The sequence below is a fragment of the Bacillus sp. BR3(2024) genome (genome assembly GCF_039134555.1).
GTDB classification, from domain to species: Bacteria; Bacillota; Bacilli; order Bacillales; family Bacillaceae_G; genus Bacillus_A; species Bacillus_A cereus.
In genome coordinates this window covers 473,519-487,736 of record NZ_CP152438.1, presented here as the reverse complement: position 1 = coordinate 487,736, position 14,218 = coordinate 473,519, and the positions used below count along the sequence as shown (strand labels likewise).

The window sequence follows — 14,218 nt, the reverse complement described above, 5'->3', positions numbered from 1 at the left end:
CAGTATCAACAAAATGAACTTTATCGGTATTTAAGAACAAACTGAGCTTGCGAATTGACATTGATATAAAAGGTGACATTAACATGAAACCAATACTAAAACACTCTTCTAACAACACATAAGCGCCTATTGTTAATGTTTTGTTAACTATAATAGGTATATTAACCCTATGTTTACATGTTGATCTAAAAAGATTACCTTTTAACATGAAATGCGAATCGCAAACGAAGGATTTTTAGGGGTAATTTTAAGGGAGTTTTTAAGATACTAAAGTTTGACTTAGAATTCTAGAATAATCCTGATGGTGTTTTTTGTAGATATCCGATCTCTAGTACATGCTTGTATATAATAATAAGATCATAAATAAAACGATGAGGTTGATATGTTAACCAAAATTAGATAACTATACTCCGAATATCCATAAAGATAACATTGACATGAAATAAGAAATCGCTACGAGATTAATATAACATTAACAAAAACTATTCAAACTAAGGACGAATCATCCTAATTGTTAATGTCATGTTGATCAGAGATAGAAACTACCATTTTGACTTAGAGATGCTAGTTATTCTAATGGGTGTTTATGACTTAAACCTCCTTAAAAAGTTAATAAAAGTAATTGGTAATAAAATATAGCGTGCGCTGGTTTGCTAGTTGTTACATCCTATTAACTAATAATAATAAATGTAGATCTACCAAATGGTTTTACGTTAATTCACATCTGAGTGCCATCGAATTGCTATAATATGTAAAATATCGATATGAAATTAACATCTACACGTTTTTATTCCGTTTTATATCAATGTTAATTGATATGTCAATTTCAATTAGGAGTATTAGTGTCGTATGATTGTTTATATGACATTAACATATATGGGTTATGTACTTCTTGTGTTAATAAATTAAATAGAGATAGATTTTCTTTGAAACCTTCTTGATCAAGGAGGTTTATAAAAAGAATGGTGTAGCATATTTGAAATTTAGTTATAAATAGCAGTTGTAATGTTCAGGTATATGACTTATTTAGTTGGGCATACTATAAGCATGAGTTTTTTTATGATAAAAAAGTACAGGTAATATCTTTGCAATCTATAATTATAGATTGCAGTTTTTATAGTATTTGAGTGAAAGAAATGGTTTTGAAATTTAGCTATAATAGAAATGATTTTGTGCGTCATTCAATTTTAAGCATGCGCAAACTAAAAGTTATTTTAATTCGTACAAGAAAAACATGTTATGGATGTATATTCATCATTAGCGTCCTTTTTGTCTAATAACTAAAATAGGAATCCAAAAGCTATTTTTTAATCTTTGTTTGCGAAATATGTAATTAGTAAGTTGGCTTAGGTATGAACTGGCTGGGTTAGTTTAACTTATATTTATCTCTCGATATAGGATTTCATGTCAATGTCAGTTGATGTGTTAATATCAATGAACGTGTTTATACCGCTTGATTGTTTACATAACATTAATATGTATTAGTCGTTTGCTGTTAGTTATGTTATGAGTACTATAAAGATTGTTTTATATCTAAAGTTCTCTAAGGCAAGGAATATATCAAATGAATGTTTTTTACTTTTGAAATTTAGTTGTAAATATAAATCGAAATTTTGGTATGAAAATCCTGTACTTAGATATACTAATAGTGTTACCTGAATTAGGTGGTTAAATGACATATGCAAAAAAAGAAAAAGGTTAATCAATTAGAAGCATTATTTTTGTGAGTTTAATTAATAATTGCGAAGTAGTATTGACATTTAGATTTTATAGAGATAATCTTATACATAAGTTTCATTGTTTAAAATTAATATATGAATCGAGAGATATTCAATTCTTGCTAAACGGACACACCGAGGGCATATACCTGCCATTGGTGTGTCTTTTTTTTTATTTAATAACTAGAAAATGATAAGGAGAGTATTAAAGAATGAATGAAATTATTAGTGAAAGCAAAAGAAGATTTGATAAATATTGTAAAGATAATCAAGTTTTTGAGGAGAGAATTAATTCTCTTATTAACTACTATTTTTTACTGCTTGCTGATCGTGTAAACATTTTACAAGATAGAGAATTTAATAACGAGGTCGAAGAGAAGCAATTTAAAAGCAGTCTCAAAAGATTTGAAACATTATTCCCAGCTGCTGCTAAGAATGCATTTTTAAAAGGATATCAGCTTGGTTTAGAGTTTTTCAAACATCCAGAGACAGTGATTCCGGATTCTCTATTTACAAATCCTAATTTTGTACAAGATATTCCTTTTGCAATTGTAAATGCAGCGGAATTTAGCATTTATGAATTAGTTCGAACGGATGAAACACAAGAGTTTAGTGTATTTGCTGTTCGAACGTATGAAGGCATTAAACCCATAATGGAGCAAGTATTTTGTGAAATTGCATTGTTTGGTGCGGAAATTGCACTTGAGCATGAACGTGAGGAAAGAGGACTGAAAGTAGTAGAAGGAAAAACAACTACTTTTACAAATGTTCCAGTAGATCGTTTATTTACAATTACTCCATCTGTAGCTGCTAATGTTGTGCATGCAGACGGCCGCTGTGAAATCTGGAGTCTAAACTGGAATACGAAAGTAACTTTAGATAACCCTTTTATTGAATTAGCACAAGTAACCATTGTTTACAAAGACAAGACAGAAATACAAAAAAATCTTCGGGATGGATTTATATATGAACAAAGTTTATTTAGTTCGGTACCGTTAGAAGAAATCGAGGATCGTTTAGAGGTTAGAGTCAAATATAACCTTATTGATAATATGCCATGTAATTTGGAGGGATTTGAAATAGAATCACTTCTCACCGAACTATTAACAAAAATACAAAACGCAACAAAAGTGCCTTTTGAAAACATGCTATTACTTTAAAACGATTTTCTATCAAAGAGGAGTTTTTTATAGTGAAAAAGATTGTATTAGCTATTAGTGATTCTGTGTATACGGCATATTTACGTGAGGATTTTATTGGTGCGGGATTTGAAGTAGCTGATAGTGATGTCATGCACATCAAGTATTTAGATGAAATTCTGGATACGGAAAAACCCAACATTCTATGTATTAATGACAAACGATTAAATATTGATGCGGGACACGAAGATAAGCGGGAATTAATTATCTTACAGAAGTTAAGAGACATTCGCTTTCAGAAGGATATTCGAATTGTAGTATTTACAGAGCGTGAAAATGATGATGAGTTTTTAGCGAAACTGATTTATCTAGGTATCTATGACATTTTTAACTCTCGTAAAATTGATATTGATAATAAAGTCATCCCGCAGCTGCTACAGGAGTCGGATATTAAAAATGTAGCGGAAATTGTAGGGGCAAGTCAGGCACCACAACAAACAAAGTTGCCTGAGGTTCCTGTTGATGAGGAAGAAGAGGAAGCATCAAGTGAATTAGGGGAAGGCGGCAACAGTGAACCTGCCTCTAATTCCAACAAACTATTTAAAAACAAACAAAAGCGTAAGTCTGTTCCAGATGAGATGCCAAAAGCACCTATTATAAAAAAACAGTATAAATTTGCTTTTGAGCCGGTATATGAAAAACAAATCGGTATTGCTATTCCGAGAAGAACAATTGTTGTGGCCAGCATGAACAGGAGAAGTGGTGCAACTTTTGTTTCACATCTTTTAGCAGCTTACTTAAATGAACTACAGATTGATGTGAATTATATAGAGAATCTATATGATGATGGATATACGTATCCTTTATTAAAGGGATATACAGAAGCACCAGAAAATTATCGAAGTGAATTTATGTTGCAGCGATATAAAGAGATGCTACAGAAGGAATCTGATATATTATTAATTCCAAAATGGAAGCAAGGAAGAATAAATTATATTGTAAAGAATCCTATAGTTGACCAAGAGCTGAAAAACGAAACAGAGCAGGACTTCGACCATTTTATTAAGGTTTTATTGGCCAACCAAGAAGCATCTATATCTATTATTGATGCAGGGAGCGATTGGGATAAGGATTTATACCATGAGATCTGTGAAATGGCAGATTACATATTCTTTGTAGCGGAACCAGATCTGCATCAATTGCTAAAGATAGCGCATCCTCTTACACCAAAAGAGAGAAAGCTCGTTTCTTACTTAGATTTAGAGAAAACGAGAATCATTGGGAATAAGTTTTCTCCTGCACTTTTAAAGCATGAAGTAGTAGAAGAATGTTTTGGAGATAAGGTATTAACTGCTTTACCACCATATGAGATAGAAGATGTATTTGAATCTCAATTAAATAGTAGTACGTTACTATCTAGTCGGAACTATTATAAAGAGTTAGAAGGAATAATGAAGGAAATAGCAGAGTTGCTGCTACCAAACCAATTGTTGAACCAAAAGAAAAGTTCCATTTTAAGTGGATTTCGAATTCGAAAGTCTGAAAGTTAATGGAGTGTGAAGAGGAATGCAAAAATTTATTATAGGTGCCGCCTCATTATTATTATTTGTCGGCTGTTTATTCTTAATGACAGATATGATTATTGGAGATACGACACACACAGATAATAAGTCTGCACTAGAACGTGCTGGAAGTACAGCAATGGATAAATCCGTAAAAGTAGGTGTTTTACGAGCGCAAGAAGAAATTGCTATTGAACCAGAAATCGCAAAGAAAGAATTTGAAAAGTCTTATAACCAAAATGCAACATTTAAGGATCCGGCATCAAAACGAGAGTTTTCTGTACATGGTGTACAAGAGCAACCTGCAATGATTGCGGTTGAAGGAGAAACCGAAGCTGCTAGTTATACTAAACAATTTGATGAAAAGAAAGGCAGCATTAAGAGTAACGCAAAACACATATTTATTTATGAAGCAGATTCTGACAACAAGAAAGCTGGAGGAAACGTGAAATAAATAAGAAAAAGTAGGTGTGTAAGAAATGCAAAATACAGTAACAACAGCGCTTTTTCTAACGCTTTCTTTACTATTGATAACTCTTATACCAGAAGGTGTACTGTATGGAATGCAGTTAATAAAGGCACATGATTTTGCTTCTAGTACAGTAGAGTTAGCAGAAAAAACAGGTGGTTTTCATTACACGTATGAAGGAAAAAAAGTAAATCTAATCCCTGATATAGAAAAGAAAATGAAAGAGCAGAATATGGATGGATGGAAATATGAATATACAAAAGGGCGCGTAGATCATAATCAGCCATTGAATTTTAAGATAAAAGCTGAACATCACTTCTTTATTTTTAAAATGATAGGGATAGATAGTGTGAAAGCACCGATATGGGCTAACAAAGATGGAATGGGACAAATTTATTACCGTTGAAAATATCAATATGTATAAAAAGAGGTAAAAAACTATACTTTTCAGTGTAGTTTTTTTGCTAGAAAAATACATTTAAAAATAAAAATATACGAATGCTCTACAAGCTCATTTCTATATGGTAATATTTTCTTTATAGAACAGCGGTTATAAAAAAAACATTAATTCATAAATTTATATGTTAAATTATGTGGATTTTATATTTAAATTCAGTACAATAAAGGAATCTATGAAAAAACTAATATATTTGGAGGAACAAACAATGGCAAACAAATTTTTAAAAACAGCAACAGCACTAACAATTATGGGTACTTCACTATTAGGAGTAGGAGCATTTACAGCGAAAGCTGCTGATAACACAGATTCACTAAAATTCAATGATGTTCCAGCAAATCACTGGTCTACAAAAGCAATTTATGATTTAACAAATCGTAAAGTAGTGCAAGGATACGGAAATAATATCTTTGGTTTTGGTGACAATGTAACTCGTGGGCAAGTTGCTCGTATGATTTATATGTACGTAAAACCAGCAGATGCAGATGTTAGCTTCAAAAATCCGTTTACTGATATTAAAGGACATTTGTTTGAAAAAGAAATCTTAGCACTTGCTAAAGCAGGACTTGTGAATGGATTTGGTGATGGGAAGTATGGTCCAGATGATATTTTAACTCGTGAACAAATGGCACAAGTACTTACCAATGCTTTTAAATTTAAGGCAACGAAAACAACAAAATTTGCAGATGTTGATAAAAATTCTTGGTCTTACGGTGCAATTAGTGCATTAGAGGAAAATGGGGTTACAATTGGTACTGGAGGTAATATGTATTCTCCAAAAATGTTTGTAACACGTGAAGCGTATAGTCAGTTCTTATATAACTCTATTAATGCAGTTGAAAAAGAAACAAAACCAGAAACAAAACCAGAGACAAAACCAGAGACGAAACCAGAGACAAAACCAGAGACGAAACCAGAGACAAAACCAGAGACAAAACCAGAGACAAAACCAGAGATAAAACCAGAGACAAAACCAGAGACAAAACCAGAGACAAAACCAGAAACAAAACCAGAGACAAAACCAGAGACAAAACCAGAAACAAAACCAGAAACAAAACCAGAGACAAAACCAGAGACAAAACCAGAGACAAAACCAGAGACAAAACCAGAGACAAAGCCAGAGACAAAACCAGAGACAAAACCAGAGACTAATATTCCAGAGGGATTAGACGAAAGTCTAGTATCTGATAAATTAGAGGTTTATCCAGATTGGTTAAAAGATCCAATGATTGCTAAACAAGTTTCGCCAGAAGCTCAAACGATTTTAAAAGGTATTAATAGCAAGTACAATACTAATTTAAAATACAATGAAATTGGTGGAGATGTAGCTTTTGTTGATGAAAATATGTTTCTTCCTCCAGGTTCAATTGGAGCACAATTTGTAGTTTCACCATATTCTACAGGGACTAAATTACTGTTCTTAGACAACAATGATGCTACAGTGGAAATGACTAAACAGTGGGTTACATTCTTAAGTGGATTGAACTTGGATACAGAAATTCAAGAAACTGTAGAAGCTCAAACTACTAAGATTTATTACAAAGGTAATTATAAAGTTCGAATTGGAAATTCTACAGCAATTCATACAATGTATATTGAATTAGAGCCAGTAAAGTGATTTAATAGTAAGTAGTATTAAATAACTAAATAAACAAATTAATAAATTTAACGTAAAGGACACACCTTACGTACCATCCCAACGGTACAGGTGCGTCCTTTTTTATATTTAGGAGGAAAAAATATGAATGTGAAAAGAAAAATTTTATTTGCCTGTACTTCTGTTTTATTAGCAATACCAACAGTAGTAAGTGCTAAAAATGATGATGTACCTTTTTTTGATGGGAATAATGAGACCTATTTAAAGTCGTTAGAATTACAAATGCCAGGTAAATATTTCCGTCCTGGTAGTGGTTATGAACCAGCAAAAACATTATATAAAGGAGATGTACATTATCCAGCGATTTATAATGGTTCTTTTAATTGGGGGAATCCAAAAGAAAATTTAGTACAAGGGGAAGATACTTCAGAACCGTATATTCGGATATCTAATGAAGGTTATTTTAAGTCATCGATTCAGGTTGGGGATCGCATGGTAACAGAATTTGAGCGTGTAAATTCATCTGTAATTCAAGATAAATATTGGGGTAATCCTGATTTTGTTTTAACCAATATAAAGAAGCATATTATTAATTCAGTTGCGAATAGGAATGATTTTGGAAGTTTCTTTTGGATTAGGGATATAGCATATCTTTCTGGTGGATATGCAGGGGCTGGTGGTGTAGAAGGTGTGAATAGGTATAGCTTATGGTATGTACGTACAAGTAAACCTGAAATAAAAGATTTAAAGGCTACGAGGGGAAAAAATGATGTGCCTGTTAAATTTACGTTTAAAGGTTTTGAGTATGTAAGTAAAAATAAAGGTTACAATGACCGAGATCCTAATGGAACGACAGTAAACCCTTATCAAAAAGCTGCTGGAGAACGTAACCGAGTTAAATGGATGTTAGATATTACAAAAGATGGCGAAACCGTGTATCATCAAGAAAATTACCTGCGTTCAACTCCGCAAAAAGATAATCAAAAACCAAATGAAGGTGATGCAGGGCAATTTAAGTCAGAAGAATTAAAGTGGCAGCCACAAATGTGTGGCCGATATACTGCGAGAATTAAAGTACTTGATGCTGTTCAGAGGGAATCAAACGAGAAAACTGTTGATTTCACTATAGATGATAACTGTGGTACAGAAGTAACACCTAACCCAGATCCAGGCGATGAAGATAACTTTAAATATAAAATTGATTTCTCTAGTGACAGAATCGAAGGCGAAACCGCAAGAGAAGGAAAGAATATCAAAACAAGAGTAGATGTATCACGTGATAATTTTAAACCAGAACGTGATCAATATAGAGCTAAGGTAAACAACAATATTAATATGTCTCAGCAAGAAGTAAATAGTTCTGAATCTGATAGAGATAGTGCGCAGTCTAGTCTTAGTTATTGCCGTCGTAATCCAATTCATGAGATAGATGCAGAAGGGAACCATCACTATTACGATAGAGACTGCTCTTGGGAAGAAAATAAACTAGATAGTGCGGCAAGTAGGCTAGATAATGCAAGGCAGAAACTAGAAAAAGAGAAGAATAAAATTAAAAAGTTAGACGTATTAGAGGAAAAATATACAAATCCTGAAACAGTAGTTGTGTTAAAACATAACGGACAACAAGTTGCATCACAAAAGGTAAGATTAACAGAGGGAGAAAAGACAACCTTAAATCTTGACTGGCAGCATAGGGGGAAAGGAACAATTCAAGCAGAAATCAATCCTGCTAGTAATCGCCTAGACATAGAAGAAACTACATACAAAAACAATCCTATTAAAACAGCTATCTATGCACCATCTCATGAAAAAGGGATGTGCGGTGTAACGAATAGTGTAAAAGGTGTGGTAGAAACAGTAAGTGAACGTGTATCAAAAGAGGACACAGTGGGAGAAATGTTCTATGAAACATTAAATGGAAGTATTGATGATCTATCACCTTCTAAGCTTCATAGTGGCTATGGCTTTTCGTATCAAGTAAATGGAACATATAAAAATCAGTGGAATGAAAATTATCCTGGTGTATTTACAGCAGCAACGGCACAATATCCATTTGCAGATGAAGGGCTAAAAACAACACAAGATTTAGAGGCTGTTTCTAATACTGGATTAGCATCAAAATTCCAACCTAAAAATATGTATATGTCTGAAATAACAGGACATGTTTTTGATATCAAAAGACCAACTAAGTCTCTATATTGGGATGGTCAAGAAAAAATTATTGATGGCCAACGCAAATGGTATGCACCATTAAAAACGAAAGATGGGAAATATGCGTTCAATGTTGAAACAAAACCAGCAGGTATAAATGAAATGAGCTTGTGCTTGACAAGTGAGGTAGAAATTAAAGGGGTCGCATACGATGACTTTAAAAAGAGAAGGGTGCTTGCAGATCTTCCATTTCCTGTACAAACACCAGGATGGAACTGGGTTGGAAAGGAACATATTATTACTGATTTATCAAACTGGTACTATATGAAGAATAGAAAATAGTTAAGTAGTATTGTATAATAGGTTGAATCGACACAATAATATATCCATCTTAAACTAGTAGCTGAATGGATAAACCAAAGGCACATCCCTTAATGGGATGTGCCTTTTTTTCATAGAAAGGGGAAATTAGAGTGGATAAAAAGAAAAAACAACGTGTTAGACGTGTAATTATTATGGGGACTGTCGCAATTATTGTATCGCTATACATTGGAAACGAATTTCAGGATCGGAATGGGAAAAGTTATGCTCCTGCAAAGTATTTTGAAACAGGAACAAAATTGATTTCCTTTTAATAATAATTTTGTCTCTTTCATCAACTGTCGTGAAAAGTATTTCCATGCGAGCACTTTTTTTCCATAAAATGAAAAAGAAAGAATAGCAACCGACCACATAGGAATAGTCGGTTGCGTTAGATTAATTACAACATATTTTCGGGATGCTTAATAGGTTAGAAACCTTATTATAACAGAGCTTTTGGAGGCTTTTTAATTTATCGATTACGTGTATTGAAATAGAAAAAACAGATATTTTTTAGAAATGATTGACATGAAACTATATATATCATAATATTGAAATTGTAATATTAAAGAAAATAAATCCAACATTTTCATATAGACTTTAGATTAGCTAAAAGGACACACCTAAGGCGCATTATGCCATAGGTGTGTCCTTTTTTTGCGTTTAAAGGCTACATAAGGAGGAATACAAACATTGAAGCCATCTAAGTTTCAAAAGAAGCAGATTGCTGCTGTAGGTTTAGCTGCTGCAACAGTAGCGGGTATCTATGGATACAATCATTTCGCAGTCGAAAATGCAGTGAAACCAACAAAGATTGTTGTAGCCGCAAAGGATATACCTGCGCATACTGAGATTAAAGAAGACATGCTAGTGGAACGAACATTACCTGGTGATGCGATTCCCCCCAATGCATTACGTGCAAATAAAAAAGAAGTTGTAGGTAAGTGGACAAATGATGGGCAGCCCATTACAGAGAATAGCTATCTCTTTAAAAACAAAGTAGTAAAGAAAGAAGAGTTACCGGACTCTGCCATTTTAAATTTGAAAGATGGAGAAGTTGCCTTTCCGTTACTCGTTGATTTGGAAACAAGTTCAGGCAATAGTATTATTCCGAAAACGTATGTGGACTTGTATTTCAAACAGGTTGTAAAAGAAGGAGACAATGAGAAGGTTGTATTCGGAGGTCTTTTCCAACGTGTACGTGTGACTGCTGCAAAAGATAGCAATACAGAAGATGCCTTCGTGCTAGAAAAGAAAGAATCAAAAGAGGAACAAGAAGGAAAACAAAAGCCAAAGATAACGCGATTATATACACTGGCTGTTTCACCTGAACAACTTCAATACTTAAATCGTGCAAAAACAATTGGAGATGTAATCCCTGTTGCAGTTGGGCAAAAGATAGAACACACAGGGAAAGAATTAGAACCAGCAGAAGGATTCTCGCAAATATCTGACCAGAAAAATATCTTAGACTATGTAGAGAAGCATTCAACCAATCCCATATCTAAAAATGTAAAAGAATATGTTGCACAGTATCTGAACGAATCCAAATAAGGAAGGGGCTTTTAAGATGGACCGGCAAGTAAGAATGGTTGCCTTTTATGCGACAAACGAAAACGTAGGAAAAAGTACGTTAAGTATTGCGATGGCAAATGAGTTAGCTCATTTAGGGAAAAAGGTGCTTTATGTAGAAGCGGACCAAGTAAGGCCAAACTTCGCGGTTGGAACAGGTCTTAGCCATGAGAGTAAAAATATGCTAGGGCTTGTAAGAAAAGAAAATGAATACGATCTCTTGCAGTATATTTGCACAAAGCAAGATTTACTAGAGAAAAAAGTGAATCCAAGGTTGATGCAAAAATTGCACGATAAAATGGATTTTCTAGTATTTCCATCAGGCTATAGCTTAGCTCAATTCCCTGAAATTCAAAACAAAGAATTGTTTGTAACGACATTTTTCGAATCACTTGTAGAAACAGAATATGACTATATCATTCTATCGGTACCAACTGAATTATCCGAGATACTGAGTTATCCAATCCTATACAAATCAGACCTTGTTGTTCATGTGCTAAATGGCAACCCTCGTGGTGCGCTAGCAATTAAAAGAGAATTACAACTAATAGAAGAAGCAAAGCTAACATTGCCTTGTATGATTCATGTTTTAAATATGGGAGATGAGGACTATGTAGAAGATATTGAAAAGCTTTCTTCCCAAAAGATTGCGGTGACAATTCCGTATGACAGAGATCGTACGAGTTATGAATGGGGGATGCAATTTGGTTCCCCGCAAATTAATGCTAAGGTCCATCACATTATGGAAGCAGCTGGTCTTAATGTTCCATCCCAGCAATCCTCTATGAAAAAGGGTCTCTTTGGTTTACGAAATTAAAAAGGAGGCATGTAATATGTGGGGCTATTTACAGGAAAAACAAGTTGCCTTAAAGCGAAATCGAGTGGATTTATATCACTTTGGTTATATGATTCGTTCCAAATCAGCTCGAAAGTTAGGAACAACTACAGCTCAACAAATTAAAGATATTACAGATGAAATTCGTGCATTTTTAGTAAAGGAACATCGTGATATCTTAAGTGAATCCTTTATGAATAAAGAGAAGAGAACAGCTGTGGAGCAAATTATTAAAAGCTTTTTACTAAGCAATCAAGTCGTTGTTTCAGATGTACCTTCTGAACAGTTACTAAATATGGTGTGTGACGAAATTGTTGGATTTGGGATTATAGAACCTTTAAAAGAAGATAAGGATGTAACCGATATTTATATCAATGGTACAAAAGAAATTATTTACGAAAAAATTGGAGAGGGAGAATGTACATTTCCTTACCGATTTGAGACGGAAGAAGAAGTGAAAGCTCTAGCTTATAAGATGGTAAACAGTACATCAGAGTCATTGAATACAGCAAAGCCATATGTGGACTGCGTATTTCCGTATATACGTATCAATATTGCGTTAGATGAACTTGGGGGACTCGGAACAACGATAACGATTCGTAAGAATGCGGATCACCTTCGTGCTTCTGAAGAGCGTATGTTATCTACCAATCAAGCATCGAAAGAAATGTTGAACTTTTTGGCTGCATCTGTGAAAGCCAAAATGAATATTTTAGTTGCTGGAGCCACGGGTACAGGGAAATCAGAGTTTATGAAATATCTTGCTTCTCACATTCCGAAAGGAAAGAAAAAAGAACGTACTCTTGTAGTAGAAGATAACCCTGAATTATATTTGCATCGCATTTTTCCAGAACATCATTTTGTTCCGATGCAGTGTAGGGCATCGGAAGTAGAAGAAAATGCAATCGACTTTGATAGATTGTTAACAAATGCTTTACGTCAAGGGCCAAAGCGATTAATTGTAGGGGAATCGAGGGGGAAAGAAGCGTTAAAAATGATTAACTTTTTCCAAACAGGACATCCTGGTTTCACCTCTGTCCATGCAAGAAGTGCAAAAGAAGCAGTTAGGCGTTTAATGCTTATGTGTCTGCAAAGTGGTGCGAATATTGATGCCCAGTATTTATATGAATTGATTTCACAGACATTTGATGTAATTGTCTTTTTGGAAAAGAAAGATGATGGAAATCGTTATATTACAGAGATGATTGAATTGTTGGATTATCAAGATGATATACAGTTCAATCAGCTTTCTCAATTTATTCCGTCGGGTGAGGAATACGATGAAATGAATGAGAGAGTAGGAAAGATTCATGGAGATCATATCATTACAGCAAAAATGTCAGCTGAAATGGAGAAGAAATTCCGTTCTTCTACTGTAAATCCAGCTCTTTATGCGCCATTCCTTTCACAACAGGAGGTGCAGTATGCATAGTTTATTGGCTTATGGATGTATATTTTTAATCTTTATTAGTGTTGGATTGCTCGTTTTACTTTTTACAAAATCTAAGGGTTCTGCTCTCTCTCAATTTGTACAAGAAAACGAGAAAGAAGAAAGGCGCTTGGAATTAAGAAATATTAAAGGGATACGAATGTATCTACCACAATCCGTTATCCAAGAAGCTCAAAAGTACGAATGGAAATTGACAAAGAGTATGTACTGGATATATACGATTCTTTCTGGGATGAGTATTGCAGCAGTATTCTATTTTTCTTTTGGTAGAGATCTTTTTACGCTGATTACCGTTTTATCTGGGTTTTTAGTTCCAAGGTTTCTTCTCTATCGAAGAAAAAAACGTTACTATTTGGTTGTCATTGATCGTCTTTCTATCTATATGAAAGCTGTAGCAAATGCACTTCAAATTAGTAACAATGCAAAACGGGTGTTAGTTCAGGTGAAACCAATGATGCATGAAAGCATTCAAGAAGAAATAGAAAAAGTTTCTCTTTTATTAGAAGGTGGAACCACAATGCATCGTGCATTTAGAGGATTCAATGAAACGTTTAACTTTAGAGAATTGGTTTTCTTCCATGAAATGTTGGAAGTGTGCAGTCGAGAAGGTGGAACAAATTCAGTACAAGTCCTACTAGATATTGCGGAAGATTTTGAAAAACAAAAACTATACCTGGCAAGATTGCGTTCTAGTTTGTCGCAAGCACAACGTGCTTTTGTACAGAACTGCTTAATCGTTATCGCCATGCCAATTGTTATTATGTTGATGTCAAAAGAAGCATATGGATTTTTAGCAGGTTCTATGATGGGGAAAATCGCGTTAGCGGTAAATATGTTCATTGTCTTTTTCTTAGCAACCCGTGTAGAAAAGATTGCAAATTATAACCCAACAGAAAGAGGGGAATAAG

At 33.9% G+C, this 14,218-nt stretch carries 11 protein-coding genes; all 11 read left to right on the top strand.

What is annotated here, in order from left to right:
* The first annotated feature begins 1,930 nt into the window (after window positions 1-1,930).
* The 11 genes from V7S45_RS29780 (at window position 1,931) to V7S45_RS29730 (ending at window position 14,217) form a co-directional block, all read left to right on the top strand.
* On the top strand, window positions 1,931-2,878 hold the full coding sequence (locus V7S45_RS29780) for a hypothetical protein (RefSeq protein ID WP_342762043.1): 948 nt from the start codon (window positions 1,931-1,933) through the stop codon (window positions 2,876-2,878).
* 29 nt (window positions 2,879-2,907) lie between these two features.
* On the top strand, window positions 2,908-4,407 hold the full coding sequence (locus V7S45_RS29775) for a hypothetical protein (protein ID WP_128267352.1): 1,500 nt from the start codon (window positions 2,908-2,910) through the stop codon (window positions 4,405-4,407).
* 16 nt (window positions 4,408-4,423) lie between these two features.
* A complete protein-coding gene (locus V7S45_RS29770) occupies window positions 4,424-4,873 on the top strand; it encodes a hypothetical protein (protein ID WP_128267353.1) in 450 nt (149 codons plus the stop codon).
* Window positions 4,874-4,898: 25 nt separating this feature from the next.
* Window positions 4,899-5,294 (top strand): DUF4320 family protein, encoded by a 396-nt coding sequence (locus tag V7S45_RS29765; RefSeq protein WP_342762042.1) that lies wholly within the window; start codon window positions 4,899-4,901, stop codon window positions 5,292-5,294.
* A gap of 259 nt (window positions 5,295-5,553) precedes the next feature.
* On the top strand, window positions 5,554-6,963 hold the full coding sequence (locus tag V7S45_RS29760; protein WP_342762041.1) for an S-layer homology domain-containing protein: 1,410 nt from the start codon (window positions 5,554-5,556) through the stop codon (window positions 6,961-6,963).
* 123 nt (window positions 6,964-7,086) lie between these two features.
* Window positions 7,087-9,435, top strand: coding sequence for a hypothetical protein (locus tag V7S45_RS29755; RefSeq protein WP_342762040.1), 2,349 nt, complete (start codon window positions 7,087-7,089; stop codon window positions 9,433-9,435).
* A 131-nt stretch (window positions 9,436-9,566) separates the two neighbouring features.
* Entirely contained in the window at window positions 9,567-9,728 is a 162-nt protein-coding gene (locus tag V7S45_RS29750; RefSeq protein ID WP_164876760.1) for a hypothetical protein, read from the top strand.
* A gap of 418 nt (window positions 9,729-10,146) precedes the next feature.
* A complete protein-coding gene (gene cpaB / locus V7S45_RS29745; RefSeq protein ID WP_342762039.1) occupies window positions 10,147-11,007 on the top strand; it encodes a Flp pilus assembly protein CpaB in 861 nt (286 codons plus the stop codon).
* 16 nt (window positions 11,008-11,023) lie between these two features.
* Window positions 11,024-11,842 carry an AAA family ATPase gene (locus V7S45_RS29740; RefSeq protein ID WP_342762038.1) on the top strand — a complete coding sequence of 273 codons (819 nt, stop codon included), beginning with the start codon at window positions 11,024-11,026 and terminating at the stop codon, window positions 11,840-11,842.
* A 16-nt stretch (window positions 11,843-11,858) separates the two neighbouring features.
* A complete protein-coding gene (locus tag V7S45_RS29735) occupies window positions 11,859-13,292 on the top strand; it encodes a CpaF/VirB11 family protein (RefSeq protein WP_078438669.1) in 1,434 nt (477 codons plus the stop codon).
* Window positions 13,285-14,217, top strand: coding sequence for a hypothetical protein (locus V7S45_RS29730; RefSeq protein ID WP_342762037.1), 933 nt, complete (start codon window positions 13,285-13,287; stop codon window positions 14,215-14,217). The genes V7S45_RS29735 and V7S45_RS29730 overlap by 8 nt, the downstream gene beginning before the upstream one ends.
* The last annotated feature ends 1 nt before the right edge of the window (window position 14,218 follow it).